At 43.4% G+C, this 18,743-nt stretch carries 15 protein-coding genes; all 15 read right to left on the bottom strand.

Annotated features, from left to right (window positions below; all coding sequences use genetic code 11):
• Positions 1-69: 69 nt before the first annotated feature.
• The 15 genes from GLV98_RS16335 to yhbH all read right to left on the bottom strand — a co-directional run bounded on the left by GLV98_RS16335 (position 70) and on the right by yhbH (position 18,006).
• Positions 70-1,257 (bottom strand): NupC/NupG family nucleoside CNT transporter, encoded by a 1,188-nt coding sequence (locus GLV98_RS16335; RefSeq protein ID WP_160915352.1) that lies wholly within the window; start codon positions 1,255-1,257, stop codon positions 70-72.
• 268 nt (positions 1,258-1,525) lie between these two features.
• Positions 1,526-2,518: a FecCD family ABC transporter permease gene (locus GLV98_RS16330; protein WP_202410110.1), complete on the bottom strand. Its 993-nt coding sequence runs from the start codon at positions 2,516-2,518 to the stop codon at positions 1,526-1,528.
• Positions 2,515-3,525 carry an iron chelate uptake ABC transporter family permease subunit gene (locus GLV98_RS16325; RefSeq protein WP_160917283.1) on the bottom strand — a complete coding sequence of 337 codons (1,011 nt, stop codon included), beginning with the start codon at positions 3,523-3,525 and terminating at the stop codon, positions 2,515-2,517. Before GLV98_RS16325 ends, GLV98_RS16330 begins: the two co-directional genes overlap by 4 nt.
• A gap of 111 nt (positions 3,526-3,636) precedes the next feature.
• Positions 3,637-4,593 (bottom strand): ABC transporter substrate-binding protein, encoded by a 957-nt coding sequence (locus tag GLV98_RS16320; RefSeq protein ID WP_160917142.1) that lies wholly within the window; start codon positions 4,591-4,593, stop codon positions 3,637-3,639.
• Positions 4,594-4,719: 126 nt separating this feature from the next.
• Positions 4,720-5,343, bottom strand: coding sequence for a SafA/ExsA family spore coat assembly protein (gene safA / locus GLV98_RS16315; RefSeq protein WP_423785019.1), 624 nt, complete (start codon positions 5,341-5,343; stop codon positions 4,720-4,722).
• A gap of 144 nt (positions 5,344-5,487) precedes the next feature.
• Positions 5,488-5,985 (bottom strand): hypothetical protein, encoded by a 498-nt coding sequence (locus GLV98_RS16310; protein WP_160917141.1) that lies wholly within the window; start codon positions 5,983-5,985, stop codon positions 5,488-5,490.
• Positions 5,986-6,066: 81 nt separating this feature from the next.
• On the bottom strand, positions 6,067-7,188 hold the full coding sequence (locus tag GLV98_RS16305; RefSeq protein WP_237417170.1) for a Ger(x)C family spore germination protein: 1,122 nt from the start codon (positions 7,186-7,188) through the stop codon (positions 6,067-6,069).
• Entirely contained in the window at positions 7,185-8,351 is a 1,167-nt protein-coding gene (locus tag GLV98_RS16300; RefSeq protein WP_160917140.1) for a GerAB/ArcD/ProY family transporter, read from the bottom strand. Before GLV98_RS16300 ends, GLV98_RS16305 begins: the two co-directional genes overlap by 4 nt.
• Complete coding sequence (locus GLV98_RS16295) at positions 8,275-9,915, bottom strand: spore germination protein (protein WP_237417169.1); 1,641 nt, start codon at positions 9,913-9,915, stop codon at positions 8,275-8,277. Before GLV98_RS16295 ends, GLV98_RS16300 begins: the two co-directional genes overlap by 77 nt.
• Positions 9,916-10,684: 769 nt before the next feature.
• Positions 10,685-11,980, bottom strand: coding sequence for an NCS2 family permease (locus GLV98_RS16290; RefSeq protein ID WP_160917139.1), 1,296 nt, complete (start codon positions 11,978-11,980; stop codon positions 10,685-10,687).
• Positions 11,981-12,108: 128 nt separating this feature from the next.
• Positions 12,109-13,605 (bottom strand): PH domain-containing protein, encoded by a 1,497-nt coding sequence (locus GLV98_RS16285; RefSeq protein ID WP_237417168.1) that lies wholly within the window; start codon positions 13,603-13,605, stop codon positions 12,109-12,111.
• A complete protein-coding gene (locus GLV98_RS16280) occupies positions 13,598-14,077 on the bottom strand; it encodes a PH domain-containing protein (RefSeq protein ID WP_160917137.1) in 480 nt (159 codons plus the stop codon). Before GLV98_RS16280 ends, GLV98_RS16285 begins: the two co-directional genes overlap by 8 nt.
• Before the next feature lie 91 nt (positions 14,078-14,168).
• Positions 14,169-14,984 carry a pyrroline-5-carboxylate reductase gene (proC, locus tag GLV98_RS16275; protein WP_160917136.1) on the bottom strand — a complete coding sequence of 272 codons (816 nt, stop codon included), beginning with the start codon at positions 14,982-14,984 and terminating at the stop codon, positions 14,169-14,171.
• 214 nt (positions 14,985-15,198) lie between these two features.
• Positions 15,199-16,704, bottom strand: a complete 1,506-nt coding sequence (locus GLV98_RS16270; RefSeq protein ID WP_160917135.1) for a potassium/proton antiporter — start codon at positions 16,702-16,704, stop codon at positions 15,199-15,201.
• 138 nt (positions 16,705-16,842) lie between these two features.
• Positions 16,843-18,006 (bottom strand): sporulation protein YhbH, encoded by a 1,164-nt coding sequence (yhbH, locus tag GLV98_RS16265; RefSeq protein ID WP_089653080.1) that lies wholly within the window; start codon positions 18,004-18,006, stop codon positions 16,843-16,845.
• Positions 18,007-18,743 lie beyond the last annotated feature (737 nt).

The following is an 18,743-nucleotide window of genomic DNA, read 5'->3' as shown; positions in this document are numbered from 1 at the left end:
CACGCACGTATGCTTAAAAACAAAAAAAGCCTGAATGGAGGAAACCCTCCATTCAGACTTTTCGGCACTTTATAGGAATAATCCTGCAATTGTTGCAGAAAGCATAGATCCTAGAGTCGCACCGATAAGAAGCTTCATACCGAAACCAGATACTCGTCCACCTTTTTCCGCATCAATACCCTGAACAGTACCAGCAATGATACCGATAGAGGAGAAGTTAGCGAAACTTGTAAGGAAGACTGTTACAATACCAACGGTTTTCTCAGATACACTGTCAAGCATGTTAGAGAATTCAAGCATCGCTACGAATTCGTTCGTTACGATTTTCGTACCCATAATCGCACCAGCATCAACGACTTCAGCTGCTGGAATTCCCATAAGCAGACCAATTGGTGCAATGATATAACCTAGAAGTTCTTGAAGCGTAAAGCCATTGAATACCGCGCCGAACACCCAGTTCACAAGTTCAAGAGAAGCGATGAAAGCAATCAGCATAGATGCAACAATCAAAGCGATTTTACCACCATCAAGGGCACCGTTACCCATGGCTTCGAAGAAGCTTTTCGCATTGGATACATCTTGAATATCAACTTTGTCCTCTTCTTTAGAAACTTTAACCGGTGCAATGATGGATGAAACGATCAAAGCACTGAACATGTTTAATGGAAGAGCAACAAGGATATATTGACTTGGTAGCATACCAAGATACGCACCTACGATGGATGCAGATACAGATCCCATAGCGGAAGCACTGACAATATACAAACGGTTATCATTCAAGTTGTGGAACTGTGATTTGATAGCAATCAAAGCTTCAGACTGACCGAAGAAAATACTGTTGACTGCGTTGAAAGATTCAACCTTCGGCAAACCAGTAATCTTAGATAGTCCCCAACCGAGATATTTAATAATGAATGGCAAGATCTTCAGATATGTCAAAACAGAAAGAATGGTTGCGAAGAAAATAATGATGAGTAGAACGTTGAAGAAGAACACACCGTTTTCTCCTACCTCTACGCCACCTAGTACGAAGTTAACACCGACCGTTCCAAATTCAATCAATTTGTTGAACCCTGCAGAAATCCCGTCAATGATGAGTTTTCCGATGGTCGTATTGAACATGAAAGCCGTAATCAGTAACTGAACGACAATCATAACACCTATACCTTTGTAATTAATGTTCTTACGATCGTTGGACATCAGAAAAGCGATTCCAAGAATGATCGCAACAGCAAGAATTCCTAAAAGAATACCCACAATAAGTCCTCCCCTAATTGTTAAATAAAGTATTTATGAAAATGCTTACATCAAGTAATTCCACTTTGGATTTTATCAGGTTGTCAGACGTCATGCAAGGTTTATTTGTATGTAATAAATAACAAATCATGACATGCTAGTGACCTTATGCTCTAATATGCCTTTATTCCTAAGGGTTTATCCTCTTTTAAAGGTCTTAATAAATTTTTGTCACATGGGTATACACATGTACACAGCAAAAAAGAAACGCCGTTTGGCGTTTCTTTTTTTATGACTTTTGCATTTTTCTCAATAAGAACAAAAAGTACGGAGCTCCAATAACAGCAGTAAAAATTCCTGCCGGGACTTCTGTAGGTGGAAACAAGCCGCGGCCTAGATTGTCAGCAACCATCAAGAGTAACGTTCCCGTTAGCGCTGAAACCGGCAGCAGATAAATATGCTTGTTCCCTACCAATTGGCGGGCAATATGTGGAGCAATTAACCCGACAAATCCGAGTGTACCCACAACGGCTACTGAGGCACCTGCAAGAATCACCGCTATAATCAGTAATAACAACCTGGCTTTTCTGACGGGTTCACCCAGCCCTTCTGCCACGTCGTCTCCCAGACTAAGTACATCAAGCTTTGGAGCTAGGAAAAGTGTGATTGGAACCACAATGACAATCCAAGGCAATAACAGCCACACATCTGTCCAATCTTTTCCCCATAAACTGCCTGTCAGCCAGACAAGCGCTGCATTGGTTTCCAATGGGAATTTAACCGTCAAAAATTGAATTCCTGCCTGACAAATCGCTCCTAGAGCTATCCCAACGAGAGCAAGAGTCGCTGGCTGGACACCTCTTTTAAAAGCGAAGATATAGAGGCCGAGCGTGACGAGCCCCGCTCCTATGAAGGCGGCGATTGGAAGGCCGATGACAGGCAAAGAAGGAAAGAGGATGATTACAGCGGCCGCTGCAAATCCAGCTCCCTTGGTAATCCCAATAACATCCGGTGAAGCCAGTGGATTACGGATAATTCCTTGTAATAAAGCTCCAGATACCCCCAATCCAGTTCCTACCAACAGGCTCATAATAATTCGTGGCAAACGAAAATTGTCGATAATATACCCACTGCCTCCTGCGTCTCCTCCAATAAAGTAGTGGAATATGGAACCAGGCGGGATCCACACAGCACCGACACCAATGGAAAGAAAAGCTCCTAAAAAGACGAGTATAGAAAGGGAAACAATCATCGTCATGGGATGCATCTTTTTCAAGCTCATGCTGCTCGTCCCCCCCTGCTAGCAAGATATAAGAAAAATGGGGCTCCTAGTAATGCCGTTACGATACCCACTGGGGATTCTGCAGGAAATGAAATAAACCTTGACAGTACATCAGAGATTGTTAATAATGCCGCGCCAAAGATGGCTGACACCGGAAGTACCACGCGGTAATCTGACCCCATAAGCTTTCGTACAATATTCGGTATAATCAAACCTATGAAGCCGATTGGACCAGCAACGGCTACAGAAATGCCGGCCAATAGGATGACTAAGATGGCTGAAGAAGCCCGGATCCATCCAATCTTCTGTCCCAAACCTCTCGCGACATCGTCACCTAATCCCAGGATCGTCAACCCCTTACCTAGGAATAATGCACCGATGAGGCCCGTCAGCGACCATGGAATCATTAATTGGACATCGGCCCAATTTCGACCATCGATGCCACCAGCAAGCCAAAAAAGAACATCCTCCGTTGATGTTTCATGAAAAAGGACGATACCTTCGATTAAAGAAGATAGAAACAAGTGGACAGTAATCCCTGCCAAGGCCAATTTGACCGGCGTCATCCCTCCACCTGTAGAAGAGAGCGAATAGACAATCGCTCCTCCAACGGCTGCACCTAGGAATGCGAAATATACGAGCGTTGAAGAACCAAGCCCCGGAAAGAGAACCACACCGGCGACCACCATTAACGAAGCCCCTGCATTGACTCCGAACACTTGAGGGGAGGCTAAAGGGTTGTTCGTAATGGCCTGCATGATTCCTCCCGCAATAGCTAAACATGCACCGACAATGATTCCTACAAGGGCCCTGGGTAAGCGGATGGTATGAATGATGGAAGCAGCTTTCCCCTCATCAGGGGAAAACAAAAGTTTTACCACATCAGAAAAAGGAATCGCATAGGCACCAATACTTAAGCTCGCAATAAAACTTGCAATGAGGATGAAGAGCCCTAACAAAAAAATAAGGGCCCATTTATATTTAACTACAGATGATTGTTCAGATATATGCTGCACTTGAATTCTCCTATCTATATACTCTTTTCACCATACCACAAACGATAGGAAGCGTCCTTTGGTAAAAAGGAAAGAGCGAAGGGCCTCCCTCCGCTCTTTGAATTATTTCTCATATAAATAGTTGATGGCGTCTTCCAGAATTTTTTCAGATGAAATCAACCCCCGGAAACGGGACCACATGTTACGATCCACTTCGTGGACCTCTCCATTCTCCACAGCTGAAATACCCTGATATAAGTCATTGCTTTCCCACTCGTCAACGACCGTTTGATCTCCAGCCACCATATGGAACATCACATCTGGATTAAATTCAACGACCTGTTCCAGGTTGATCTTGTTGTAGCGCTCGTCTCCACTCTGGATGGCGTTTTTCAAACCGATGGATTCTAAAAGTGAACCCGTGTAGGATTCCATGTTGTGGGCGAAGTAACCACTATCCGCTACCACCGCAGGAAGGACTGTACGCTCCTCGTCCTCGGGCACCTGAGCACGAAGCTCTTCCATTTTCGCTTTATGATCCGCTAGTACTTCCGCCCCTTTTTCTTCCATTCCCATCGCTTTTGATACAGTCTCAAAGCTTGAAATGATTCCTTCATAATCAGCAGCTAGAGAAGGAAGAATGATCGTCGGAGCAATGTCAGACAACTGATCATAAATATCTTTGTGTCTTTTCATGTCTGCAATAATCAAATCAGGTTGCAAAGAGCTGATGACTTCTAAGGAAGGCTGCTTTCTCGTACCTACAGAAGTATAATCACCGATTTTCTCACGGATTGGTTCAATAATGCGTTCGGAATCATCATCATCTGCGATGCCGACAGGGGAAACACCTAAAGAGGCAAGGTTGTCCACAAAGGAAAACTCCAGAGCAACAACCTTCTCAGGCTGGCCTGTAATTTCCGTCTCTCCCATTTCATGTTCAATGACTCGTGTATCTTCGGTGGCTTCATTGCTATCATCCTTGGAGTCTTCTGAAGTTTGATCTTCGGAAGAACTTCCACACGCACTTAAAACAAGAATAAGAGCGAGCATGAGGAATGAAAATAAGCTTTTCTTCATATGTAATACCTCCATCGTTATTGATAATCATTATCAAATGCTTTATTCATCATACTTAAATTCGAGATGATTGTAAAGGGAACAACAAAAGGACTGCCGCATCCATCAGAGCGACAATCCTTTCATTTATTGCGAAATGAACATCTGGGTCCAATAATGACCGTAACTTCCACCTTCTGCGTAACCCACGCCAATTTGTCTTAAATTCGGATCTAAAATGTTCTTCCTATGTCCAGGGCTATTCATCCATCCATTGACCACTTCCTGTGGTGTTCGTTGACCAGCAGCAATATTCTCTGCTGCACGATTGTAAGAAATATTGAAATCTCTCATCATATCAAATGGTGAACCGTAGGTAGGAGATGTGTGGGAAAAGTAAGTTTTATTCGCCATGTCTCTAGACTTGTACCTGGCCACGCGTGATAACTGCCAGTTCGCTTTCAAGGCAGGGAGTCCATTTTTCGCTCTTTCTTGGTTCGTCAAATCAATGACTTGGCTTTCAACTGATTTGATGTCCCCTTTCAGAGGAATCGTCACCCTATCTCCTGGATAAATCAGATCAGGATTGTAGAACTGTGGGTTTGCATTGATGATTTCCCTCAAGCCAATTTTGTATTTTTTCGAGATCTTCCATAATGTATCCCCGCTCTTAACTGTGTAAGTATCCGTTGCTGCAAGGCTCATTTGAGGGGCTTGCACAAACAACACCGCAGCAAAAATGATGGCGCCTAACCACATCCATACTTTCAAGTGCTCTCACTCCTTTTTTAGTGTCAGATGTAGTTTGGCTCTTACTGATAAAATTATGTATGTAGAGGAAAAGTTTAGGAACTAAAAACGCACCCACCGGTGGTCAGTCGGTGGGTGCTATACCATAGGGGAGGTATAATCATTTTATGAATGAAACGAGCGGGCCACTTCAACCAATTGTTGTCGTGTCACACTCTGTTCATTACCTTCTTCAGGCGCCACACTGGTGCGGTAAGTCATCAAATAAGTCACTCCATCTTTTTCCCAGGTCAATTTTTTGGAAAAGCGATTATCTTCGTAAACTCCGTCAATATCATCATTGATGGGAAGCTCTTCCGGATCCATCCACGGAGTATCGATTTCCTCTTGGGAAAATTGTATAGTCAACAAATCATTATCAGGAGTATAAAAACTCAAGTCCATCAATTCTGAACCATCATCCTGGTAGATGTCTGAGACGACACTGATCATCGGTACAGGAATATACTCAGGTAAATCTGGTTGAAACTCCAATTGTTCAACAGCCGAAGATACCTTCTCCAAATTGTAGGAATGGTACCCACTAGGAACCGCATGGGTTTTACTACCACAAGCACTAATCATCAACAAACTGAAAAATAAAACACCAAACCTTCTCCACACGCTACTTTCCCCCGTCTTTCTATGTTTCTAATATAGAGACGAGATGACTCCCAAAAAGGTTTCACGTATGAGAAAAAAATTTTAATTAATGATTCCGTGCTGAATAATTTCTACTTCTACCTTTGGTGTAATTGATATCTCCGGATAGGTTTCACTCCAGTCTAATTCTTTCCATACATCCGGGTGATAAGCCTTTACTCTTCTTCCTATCCCGAAGACATCACTATTCGCTTCTTGAAGCTGATCGATAATATCTACCGACTCTTCGGTAAGTCTCTCTGAAAGCTTCTTGCCAATTTCCTCTATCCTCCCCTTTACATATAAGTGATCGGAAGGATATTCGGCGATTTTTACTCTCATATCTAAGTGAATGGTGACAGCAATCTCTCCATCTTTATTTTTGACTTTCATTTTTCGATCATTTTCAGCAATACTTACAGTGACATAATCTAAAATCTCATCTTCCCCATTATCGTCAATTTTTTCAGTCAAGCGAGCTACCCTTCCCTTCACCCCTTGCAAGAGCATATACATCGTTGTCTGTTCCGCTCCAATTTTTTCCCCGGTATAAGCTTTCTCATGAAACAATCCCATCCCGTTGAAAGTCAGCAGGCTGCCATCATCCTCTATCTTCAATAAAGGCACAGAAAAATCAATCCCTGGTTCAAGTAATTCAGCACAAAGCAGTTGCAGATTTTCACCAGTTGCATGAGTTGACGAAACTGCAGCTTCCAATAGGCCCCCGATATAATTACTGATTCTGGTCGCTCCACTATGATTCATACTTATAACATCTTTAGCCGTTCCTTCTTCAACTACAGCAAGATAAGCATTCAAGTTGCTCCGAGGGTTGCGATACATGTCATCGAGAATAGGATAGACATTTTTTTTTGCAAGATCTTCCCCTAATAGGACCACTTTTACTTTTGATGGATCATACGTTTCAGATATCATTCGATCAATTTTATCTCTTGCATGCAAGGGTGTGTTCGCAGAAGTCGATACGATTTGTAAACTTTCACTTCCAGGACCTTCGGATGCTCTGCTTACAGTAGGAATGGACACAGTCTGCATGATTTCTCCCTCTTCTCCTTGATCAAACCCGAGAGAAAGTACAAGTTTGACGTTTTTAAACTGTTTTTCGTCCCAGCATCCAGTAAGGAACAAAGCGCATACCATACATAGCAGAAAATATTTCTTCAAGACGAACTCTCCCCCTTCCTTCTGTTTTTCATGAAGTAACTTAAAGGAACCATGATTAATGGCAGGCTGACAGAAAAGATATACCCGGAATAGGTCACAACCTTGTTAAATGCTTGGATCCTTGAGAGGTCTAAACCAACGTATATGCTGATGGAAAATATGATTACACCAATAAGAATAATAAAGTGACCCTGCGACTGCCTCTTAAATAGGTCTGACAGTCCTAAACTGGCCACGTACAAATAAGTAGCGAGTGTAGTCGCCACATTGATTACCCAGATCGAAATGAAAAACAAGTCGATTCTAGCAATGATCGGCAGCGTAAAAGCCTTCAGCATATATAAAACAGGTTCTGGCACCAGTTGAATCTCACTTGTACTGAAAAAAGTAAAGCTCGCAAAAACAGTAAACATATAAAAAGTCGTAACAAACCAGTGCGCATAAACAATTGTTTTCAATTTTTGTACATGCGACCCTTCAACCTTTGAGAAAATGACGAGGGAAACGATAAATCCAAAAAAGGAAAAGATTGCTTTATTAATACCAGCAAAAACCCTTCCCCACCCCGCTTCTAAAATGGGAAACAAGTACATGAGGTGCATTTCTTTTGTAGCAATAATCATAAAAAAGATCAGTAACCCTAACAGTAAAGAAAGCATCGTGTACATACGGCCTAATACGATCAAACCTCCACTTACCATGTATATACAAACCGAAATCAACAAAAAAGAAGTAACCCATAGAGGCGTATTAGGTAACACCCACATATTAATCATCCTGCAGAACAATAAAATGATTAACGAGCCCACGCCGATAAAATATAAAATATACAAGATGGAAATCGGTTTTCCTATCCACTTTGTAAATAGTTTATCGTTTATGGTGTACAAGGTATCTTCGGGAAAGTTTTTCGCTACCACCCAAATCCCAAGAAGAATAACTTGAATAGCTAGGGCACCCAGCAGCAGGGAAATCCACCCCGCTTGCTTCGCTACGCTGTGCAAATCATAAGGGACAGAAAGGATTCCTACTCCAATTTGAGTTTGAACGATAATAAAGAAAAACTGTCTTCGCGACAACTTTTGATCATTGTTCCCTGTCTTTTGTCGAGGAGGTTCGCTCTTCTGGACTTCCTTGCTTTGATTGGTTCTGTTCATCACCATTTTTCCACTCCCTTGAAGGGTCCAAAGTTACAGGTTTAAGCGCATGGGCGTCCTTTGGTCTAAGCTTCATCATAAACATGGGCAAACGGACGAACGTATCCTTCAGATCAACGAGACTCAGCGGAGCGAGAGGGGCAAAATAAGGGACGCCAAAAGAATGAAGCCTCGTCAAGTGAGTCAGTATAATTAACATTCCAAACACAATTCCAATAAACCCGAGCGTCCCTGCGAGTATAATTAACGGAAAGGTTAATAAACGAAGAGCTGTGCTCAATTCATTAGAAGGGACTACAAAAGAAGCTATGGCTGTCAACGCAACCACAATGACCATTAAATTTGAAACAAGGCCTGCCCTTACCACTGCGTCTCCAATGACGAGACCACCGACAATACCAATTGTCTGACCAATCGGGGCAGGAAGCCGTATCCCCGCTTCCCTGATCAGTTCAATGATGATGACCATGACAAGGGCTTCTAAAATGGGTGGGTAGGCAATTTCATTGATTGAAGCTTTTACTGGAATAATTAATTCGTCAGGAATAACTTCAAAATGAAAGCTGACAACAGCAATATAAAAAGCCGGTAGCCCTATCGCTATGATGAAACTGAACAAGCGTATCAATCGAACGAAAGTTCCGGTGAACCAGCGCATATTATAATCATCCGGGGCCTGATAAAACATGAAGAAAGTCGCTGGTGCAATAAGGGTTGTAGGACTCCCCTCCGACATAATGGCGACCCTCCCCTCCACTAAATTGGCCGCCACACGATCCGGCCTCTCCGTATTCAACATTTGAGGAAAAGGAGAGTTCGACTGATCTTCAATAAACTCCTCAACATGTCCCGGACTATGAATCATGTCCGAATCAACTGAATGCAGTCTGGTTTCAATTTCCTGGACAAGCGTAGGATCCGCTATACCATCCATATAAATTACAGATACATTCGTATTCGTCTTTTTACCAAGCTTAAAGTATTTGATTGTTAAATCCCTGTGTTCCACCCTTTTGCGGATGAGGTTGATGTTTGTCATCATGTTTTCCACAAAACCATCATGAGCTCCACGGACCACTTTCTCATTCTGTGGTTCCTCAGGGGTCCGACCAAATGAAGAAGTGACACTGAACTGGGAGATTTCCTTCTTCCCTTCTTCCATATAAATCGCATGTCCGCGTAACAGTGTTCGTACAGCTTCTTCTAAGTCGCTCGTCTTTTTTGCGTTAGGGAGTTGGAAAACATCATCGGTATGCCCCATCTCAAGTGGTGCAAAAATCTTTTCATGGATTTTTTCGTGTTCAGCTAAAGATTCAAAATATAATAAAGCCGCGTCACCTTTTTTTAAGACCCGTATCTTTAAATCATTGGTTTGATGAAAAGCATCTAAAATATACGTAACGTTCTCTGACAACCTTCTTGAGCATTGTACTTCTTTCTCACCCGAAGGTTCGGACATATGGCGATCTGCTAACTTATCACGGTTATTTTTGAAAAATCGCGTAAAGATTCCCATTTTCGCATCACCTAACCTTAATTTGCCACGGATAAATTGGAATATACCAAACAAATCCTATCCTCCCGAAATTCATTTTCCTCAAATGCTCCCTATTTTTGAAGACTCAGTTTCGAGACTTTTGTAGAGTGGATGGGGCTGCGAGGAATGGCTCGCTTTCTGAAGGTGCGGCAGGAGCCAATACCGCGCATCATTAAAGGAAGCCCTGCCTGGTTGAAATAATGAACGGGATTCGAGATGTTTGTAAGAGTTTAGAGGCTGCGGGAAAAGGTTCGCTTTGCATGGGGTGGGCGGTGAACCTCCTCAGGCTAAGCCTTCCGGGGGCTCACCAGTCCCACGCGTCCTTTTAGTTATTTGGCTCCGCCGCCTAGCGGCTAGTGAAACATCCCTGGCTTCTGTACGATAAGTCAACATCGAATCGCTACGCTCTTCGTGTTTCCTTTATCTCCGCCAGCTCAGCTCATTCCAGTCCATACGCAGCTGACCAAGGCGCATCCACACTTAAAAATAGGAGTCTCACATTTTCCCTCCGCCCCTTAACCATATGAGGTTCTCAAAATTCCTCAAACAGGAACCTGCCAAGTTCTGTATAGAAGACCTGCTCCCCCACGTAGTTACAAATTAACTAAAGATCCCCCACGAATAAGGCGTGAGAACAGGGTCTGGGAAAGTTCCGCATGGAGAGCGAACGGAGACAGACACATGTGTGTTTTTCTACTGACTTCAAAACACTGCAAATCGTCTTTTCCCTGACCCTATATCCACGGCCAGGAAATTATGTACAAAAAAGTCCTATGGCTTGAGAGCCATAGGACTTAAAGGATTAATGGCCCGGGAAGAAGACCATTTGTAGTATGAAAATAACAGCAAACATATACAACATCCAGTGCACTTCTTTTCCTTTTCCAGTAACCAGCTTTAACAATGGGTAGGTGATAAAGCCAAAAGAGATTCCTGTTGCAATACTGGAAGTCAGTGGCATGGAAAGGATGATGATAAAGGCTGGGAAAGCATCATCAAAACTACCCCAGTTCACCTTTGCAAGACCCCCCATCATAAAGCAACCAACAATGATCAATACAGGAGCTGTGATGGCTGGTAATCCGGAAACTGCTCCAACAACAGGTGCGAAAAACATGGATAGAATGAACAATAGCGCAACGACTAAAGTCGTTAATCCTGTCCGGCCTCCAGCTGCTACACCTGAAGAGGATTCAATATAAGCGGATGAAGGACTCGTTCCGAACATCGCTCCAACAGTTGTAGCTGAAGCATCCGCCATCAAAGCCGCACGCGCTCTTGGTAGACTTCCATCTTTGCGGATGAAGCCTGCTTGTTCGGCCACACCAATCATTGTTCCTGTTGTGTCAAAAATCGTGACAAGAAGGAAAGCGAAAATGACCGTGTAAAGACCATTGCTGAAAACCGCTCCAAGATCCATATCCCAGAAGACAGGAGCTGGCGGTGCATCGATGAATCCTTCAAGCTGGAGCTGACCTGTGAATAATCCAATCACTCCTGTCACAAACATGCCGATGAACAATCCTCCCGTCACGTTTCTAGCAATCAGGACCAACGTAAAGAAAAGTCCGAATACAGTCAACAATGGGCCTTTTGCCGTCAAGTCACCAAGCGTAACCAGCGTCTCTTCACTAGGCACGATGATTCCTGACATTCTTAATCCGAGAAAGGCTATAAATAAACCGATTCCTGATGTGATTCCATATTTCAAGGAAGGAGGAATCGCTGTAATTAATGTTTTACGTAAGCTTGTCAAACTAAGCAGGACAAATAATATCCCAGAAACAAAAACAGCTCCAAGAATAACGGAATAACTGACATCCTGTTGGACGACTTCCGTAACAAAGTATGCGTTCAATCCCATACCGGGAGCAATGGCGATGGGGTAATTAGCGGCAAATGCCATAATCAACGTACCAACGACTGCCGCGATAATCGTTGCCATGAACACTTGGTCGAATGGTACACCTGCACTGGAAAGGATTGCTGGGTTTACGACAACGATATAGACCATCGTCAGAAATGTCGTCACTCCTGCAAGCAGCTCTGTTTTAACATTTGTATGATTTTCATTTAATCGGAACCATTTGTTTAACATTCGGAAACACCAAACTTTCAATAAGAATTACAACGTGTATTATAATATTATTTTTACGAACAAAAATCAATAGAAACAACAAAAATGTTCGTTTTTATTGATTCTACAGAAAAAAACCGTCCAAGGAATTATTCCTCAGACGGTTTTTCACCTGCTCGCTTGACTCTATACCATTCCATCATTTCTTCCGTGTCCTGTTTCTCCAGGTAGTAGCAGGAAGCGAGTGACCGGCCTCCTCCCGACGTCAACATGACCTCTATGCTTGAGAGATGAGCCCTTTTCTGAAAATACGTCTGCTTTTCGTAAGAGGCCTGGATCCGGTACTTTTTCATCAAATACGTCTGTTTGATGATTCCTCTCGAACGCAAGGTCAACTGGTCCCCAAGAATATTCCATCCTGCATCATGGAAGGCAAGCCAGCCAAGGGCGGCTAAGAAAAATCCTGCCACAATGGATAGGAGACCATAAGGAAAAAAGAAAATGCTAATGGGGATTGCCGCTAAAAAGCCGAACCATGAATGACGCAGAATGTAACGGAATAACGATCGCCTGGGTGGTTGATGAAACTCATCCACACCATCATAATCAGGCAGCACTTTTTTTAGAACTTCCCCTACTTCTGCTTTTTTGATCATTGGCAGCAGTCGTAACTGATGCTCATCATTTTTCAGAACCGAGCCTCCTGCACTGATCAACGTGACGGAAGCATACCCTAAAGGCTGACGGATTAAGTTTTCTTCCATTCGAATGCCCTGGATCCTATTCAAAGGTATGGTCATCTGCTTTTTTTCCAGCCATCCACGGGTAATGATCAAGTCGTCTTCGTCAATAAAAACAGAAAAGTTCGCATACCTCAGAATCGTCAACACAATCGATATCCCATAAGCCACTAACACAATCATCAGAGCGGTAAAAGCGATGACCAGCACACCAATTTGAATCCAATCAAGAATTTCATTGTAAATCGTTCCTACGGGTAAAAGATCCATGAATTGTGAGAAGAAGACAGCTACCCCGGAGATGACTACTCCTGCTCCTCCAGAAGTGATGGCCATCATTACAATCTCCTTCATCGACATGGCATAGACCTTTTCACGCTTCGGTTCCTCCACGTCAGATTGGACTTCTTCAGTATCCCAAGTTTCGTCATTCTGTCTCCCGTTTCTTCGTTTCTTCTCCTGGAAAATGGCTTCTTCCAAAGAATCCGCTTCTTCTCTTCGGATCGCAGTAAGTTCAGCTTCTGCTTTTTCATTTCCTGTGGATCCGGCCGTCTCCACCGAAACTTTCACGAGATTTAAAGGGCGGTGAAAAATGCCCTCCGAGAAATCAAGACTCTGGATGCGATCGATAGGGATATACCTCTTTTTACGAAAAATCAGTCCATATTCAATCCGCAGCTCTCCCTCTTCCATACGATAGGTAAAGCGCAGCCAGCGAATGATTCCTGACCCCAAAACAAGGAGGAGTACACCAAGCCATATGAGCAATGGGATCCAATCCACTTCTCCACTGAAGATGTTTCCATTTAAAACGATCACAATAATCAATGGCAGCGCCGCATCTTTCAACGTCTTCACGAAGTTGATAATCGCTGAAACTGGGTGAAGTCTTTTAGGTTCAAACATCATCTTCCGCCACCCTTGCTAAGGAAGAGATGGACTGACGTAAACGCTCGGCTTCCTGTTCATCCAATGCTGGGATTTTATGTACCGTCGCAGCCGTCGAAATGCTGATGGTGGATAAACGGAATTTCCTTAGTAATGGCCCCTGTTCTGTATCGACGTGTTGAACTCTGACCATAGGTACCAGCGTACGCGTCACGATAAATAATCCATACTGCAAATCGATCTCCGTTTCAGTGACATCATACCTCCACCTCTTCCACCGTAAGCTTGGCACGAGCCAGACAAATGAAATCACTTCCAGCAAAGCAAGGCCGAGCCCAATCAAGACAATCCACCATGGCCAATCCCAAAGGAAGACAGTGACGGTTAAGCCGATGGTCACCAAAAGGATGATTCCTACTTGAATCCACCCGTAAATGCGCCATACCGTTAGTGCTCGCTGTGATATTCTTTGTGTCGGTTGCTGCTCCATTCTTCCACCCCCTGTGTATGATTACGATTGAACGATCGATATGTTTCATTATTTACAAAAGAAGCCGGACGCAACAGCCCGGCCATTCCTTTTATTTTTTTCCTTCTGATAATGCTTTAGACTTTTCTGTACATGCGGTCATTCCTTGAATGACCGCATTCCTGAAGCCAGCTTCTTCAAGCTTCGTTACACCCGCAATGGTTGTACCTCCCGGAGTGCAAACGGCATCCTTCAATTCACCAGGGTGACGGCCGGTCTCTTTGACCATTTGAGCTGCCCCTTGGACAGTCTGGGAGACCATTTTATAAGCTTTGTCTCTTGGAAAGCCTTGTTGCACAGCCGCATCTGCCATTGCTTCGATGAGCATGTAAATAAAAGCTGGAGAAGAGCCGCTTACAGCCGGAACGGCATCCATCAATTTTTCTTCTACGATTTCAGCTTCACCAAAGCTTTCAAACACTTCCATCACTTCTGCTAATTCTTCTTTTGTCACAAAATCGTTCGGACATAAAACGCTCATGCCTACTCCGACAAGCGAAGGGGTGTTCGGCATGGAACGAATCACTTTCACATTGCGACCAAAAGCTTCTTTCATTGCATCAAGTGTGATTCCGGCAGCAATGGTGACGACTACAGTATCCTCGGGTACTTCATCCTTAATTTCCTGGACGACCCCTTGGTACACATAAGGTTTCACCGCTAAGAAAAGCAGGTCACTTTCTCTTGCCACTCGTTTATTTTCATTGGAAATGTTAATTCCATATTCATCCGTCACGAAATCAATCGTTTCATCGGATAAAGCCGTCGCAGCGATATCACGTGCCTTTACAAGACCTGCATCAATCATGCCTTGAATCATCGCCTGCCCCATCTGACCACAGCCGATAAAACCTATACGTTTGTTCACCGTACATCCCTCCTTGGTGATTCTTATTGTATAGGAAGATTGTCGAACGTACAATTCCATATTGGATTTCCCTTGTTTCTCTAGTAAAAATTACATGTTTTTTCTAGAAAAGGTTTACAAAGCCTTATATCTTACCTATAATAATAACTGTATTCTTCATATCATAGTGAAACGCCCAAAATATCATAGCTGCTACGAAAAAAGCCGAGCTGCCTTAAGCTCGGCTTTTTTCGTGTTCGACTTCTTCTTCTTTAATTGCTTCAAGCAGCTTCTTCACTTCTTTTTTATTTTTTCTCGCTACAAGGATATACAGCGTATCCCTAGCTTTAATTTCTGTTTGACCATAAGGCGTAATTACATCCCCGTCCCGGATGATGGCATTGATCAATGCTCGATCCGGCAATTCCATATCTTCTAAAGTCTGACCAACCACAATGTTTCTTTCCGTTACATCGAACTCAATCATTTCAACGTTCGCTTTGCCTATGGAAATCAACTCAAGGGAATGAATCGGATTTCCAAGCTTATCGGATACAAGTTTGAAACGTTCAGCAATCCATGTGATAGAAGAACCTTGTACAAGAGCTGAAGTCAGGACAGTAAAGAAGACGACGTTAAAAATGAGCTGGCTGTTCTGAATGCCGGCAAGCATTGGGAAGATGGCAAGGACGATAGGTACAGCCCCGCGCAAACCAGCCCAGGATAAAAAGTACTTTTCCTTCAGCGTAAAGGAAAAACCGGCTAGGCTTAAAAGGGTGGCTACAGGTCTTGCAATAAAAATGAGCACAAGGGCTATTAACAGACCATCCACCATTACGGACCATGTGAAGACCTCTGTAGGAGAAACGAACAACCCTAGTATAATGAACATAAGGATTTGCGCCATCCAACCAAACCCTTCATGGAAACGCAAGATGGAATAACGATACGCAAGTTCAGCATTTCCAATGACAACAGCTGTCACGTACACAGCTAAAAGACCACTCGCTTGGAGAAGTGAACTTGAACTGTATGATAAAAAAGCGAAACCAAGGGCGAACAAAGGATAAAGTCCACTGGAATCAAGGTTGATTCGATTTAGCGATAAGCTCGCCAGATAACCGATTCCAGCACCAACAACGAGCCCAGCCCCCATCTGCCAGAAGAAAGATCCCACCAACCCGAACAGGTTGACTTGATCAAGCGTGAGCAATTGAATAAATGAAATCGTCAAAAACACAGCCATGGGATCGTTTGTACCCGACTCCGCTTCCAGTGTGGCCTCGAGCTTTGGGCGAACATTCTTGCCTTTCAGAACGGCAAATACAGCAGCCGCATCTGTAGATCCTACAATGGAACCAACAAGGAAAGCCTCAATCCAACCGATATGTAAAATGAATTTGGCAGCTAAAGCTACGATGGATGTCGTAAGCACGACCCCGGCTGTTGCTAAAGAAATGGAAGGAGCCACTACAGGCCTTATGTCTTTCCACTTTGTCAGCATACCACCCTCGAACAAAATAACAATCAATGCGATGACACCGATCAACTGAGCAATTTCAGGGTTATCGAAGTAAATGAATCCAAGCCCATCATTCCCCACGACCATTCCAACCGCTATAAACAAAACAAGGGATGGGACCCCGAGCCTGGAAGAGAATTTTGTAACGATGATACTGACAATAAGTAATAGAGCCATCAGCATGATGAATTGGTTCGACTCTAAAATTTCCTGAATCATAAACGATACTCCTTTTCTTATCTATATAGAGACATTATAACAAGGAGATCTTAGGTTCAAGTAATAAAAATACTCGTCCAGCTTTTTAAAACACAAAAAAGGCCAAGCAACAAGATGTTACTTGGCTTCTTTGCAACATCAGCTTAGCATCTCTTCAACTTGTTCACTGAAGAACTGTTTCATAGCATGGAACACATCTGCTTTTCTTCTCAAAATGTAATAACGGAATTTCGGGTGATCGATGGACTTGTAGGCCTGCATTAAACTTGAGGAACGATTGTATTGGTTGACTTCACCATAGCCGAACATTTGTGAGACTTCAATGAGTTGTTCAATTAATCCCAGGCAACGTTTATTATCGGATGTTAAATTGTCCCCGTCGGAAAAGTGGAACGGATAAATATTGTAACGCTCCGGCGAATATTTCGTCTCAATCAATTCTAATGCCTTACGGTATGCTGAGGAGCAGATCGTGCCCCCACTCTCTCCTTTGGAAAAGAAATCATCCTCACTGACAACTTTTGCTTGTGTGTGGTGAGCAACAAATTCAATTTCCACCGTTTCATAATTCCTGTTCAGGAACCTGGTCATCCAGAAAAAGAAACTTCTGGCCATATACTTTTCCCATTGCCCCATAGAACCACTTGTATCCATCATCGCAATAACGACAGCTTTTGACTCAGGCTTAGTTTTCTCATTCCACGTTTTAAATCGGATATCTTCTGGATAAATCGGTGCAAATGAAGCTTCTCCGCCCAGAGCGTTTCGTTTGTACGCTTCAAGCATCGTTCTCTTCTTGTCAATGTTACCGGTCAATCCTGTTTTCCTGATATCACTGAACTCGATATCGGTGTGGATGATATTATCTTTTTCCTTTTCATCCAAATTCGGTAAGGTCAATTCCTTAAACAAGGCTTCCTCTAACTCTGCTAATGAAATCTCTGCCTCATAATAATCTTCGCCAGCTTGATCACCGGCTCCATCTCCATCGCCAGGCTTACCTTTCGATTGTTGCGGCGCTTGAGCAACGACATCTCCGACTTCACTATCTCCTTCACCTTGTCCTGCATGCTTATTCTTCTCGTGATTATAACGGATCTTATATTCATCAAGTGAACGTATTGGAATCTTAACGACACGCTTTCCATTCGACATCACAATATTTTCTTCAGTAATGAGATCAGGTAACTGCTTGCTCATCGCATCCTTTACTTTTTCTTGATGTCGCCGCTGATCGTCGTAGCCTTTCCGATGGAGGGACCAGTCGTCTTCGGCGATTACGAAACTCATCTCTTCATCCATGTAATTCCCTCCTAATCGAGTATTACTCTATCGTATGCAGGTCCACGGTAAGGGATGAAAGATATTGAGATATACATGGATTATTTGTTTCTTTCGCCTATATTGTCTACCTTTTCACAATCAGATTGATAGTCCATGCTGATAAATAAGTTATTCAAGTATATGGCAGGATTGTGGAAGACTCGATTTCGAGATGTTTCGGGGTCCGTTGCTTGGGATGAGCGTCAGGGGTGGCTGGGAAGCTACTCGCTTTCCTGTAGGGGAGCGCCGAGCTTCCTCGGACTACGTCCTGCGGGATCTCGCCTATCTCCTTCTCCCACGGGAGTCTCGCAGCTTCCCAGCCACCCCATGCGTCGTATGCAAGTTACGAGCCCCTTACACCGGGGGAGACTGTCTTCCACTATCCTGGTATTATACGTATAAAACGCTCTATAGCAAGCTTTACACATCCGAAATATCCACCGTGGGAGTTTTTTTCTTCTGTTTTTAGTGGGGTAAAAGCTGTTTATTCTGGATGTGGTTTCGAGAAACTTATATGGTAAAGGGGTGGAGGGAAACGGTGAGACTCCTATGGGACGTGTGGGACAGGTGAGACCCCGGAAGGCGTAGCTGAAGTGAACCCCAATAGTTGGACACTTATCCAACCAAAAGGGGGTACTTGTTTTGAAAAGATTTTCGAATGACGAGAAACATCAAGCTGTGCGTCGATACTTAAACGGTTCGGTCGGCTATGGTCA

It is taken from the genome of Halobacillus litoralis (assembly GCF_009856415.1).
Taxonomy (GTDB): Bacteria; Bacillota; Bacilli; order Bacillales; family Halobacillaceae; genus Halobacillus; species Halobacillus litoralis_C.
Note: the sequence above shows the minus strand (reverse complement) of the source record. Positions and strands in the feature narration are given on the sequence as shown.

Bases quoted from the DNA above. Each gene is read 5' to 3' on its own strand.
- GLV98_RS16290 (WP_160917139.1), bottom strand. From the start codon at position 11,980: ATGTTAAACAAATGGTTCCGATTAAATGAAAATCATACAAATGTTAAA.
- GLV98_RS16270 (WP_160917135.1), bottom strand. From the start codon at position 16,704: ATGATTCAGGAAATTTTAGAGTCGAACCAATTCATCATGCTGATGGCT.
- GLV98_RS16300 (WP_160917140.1), bottom strand. From the start codon at position 8,351: ATGGTGATGAACAGAACCAATCAAAGCAAGGAAGTCCAGAAGAGCGAA.
- GLV98_RS16320 (WP_160917142.1), bottom strand. From the start codon at position 4,593: ATGAAGAAAAGCTTATTTTCATTCCTCATGCTCGCTCTTATTCTTGTT.
- GLV98_RS16280 (WP_160917137.1), bottom strand. From the start codon at position 14,077: ATGGAGCAGCAACCGACACAAAGAATATCACAGCGAGCACTAACGGTA.
- yhbH (WP_089653080.1), bottom strand. From the start codon at position 18,006: ATGGATGAAGAGATGAGTTTCGTAATCGCCGAAGACGACTGGTCCCTC.
- GLV98_RS16285 (WP_237417168.1), bottom strand. From the start codon at position 13,605: ATGTTTGAACCTAAAAGACTTCACCCAGTTTCAGCGATTATCAACTTC.
- GLV98_RS16330 (WP_202410110.1), bottom strand. From the start codon at position 2,518: ATGAGCTTGAAAAAGATGCATCCCATGACGATGATTGTTTCCCTTTCT.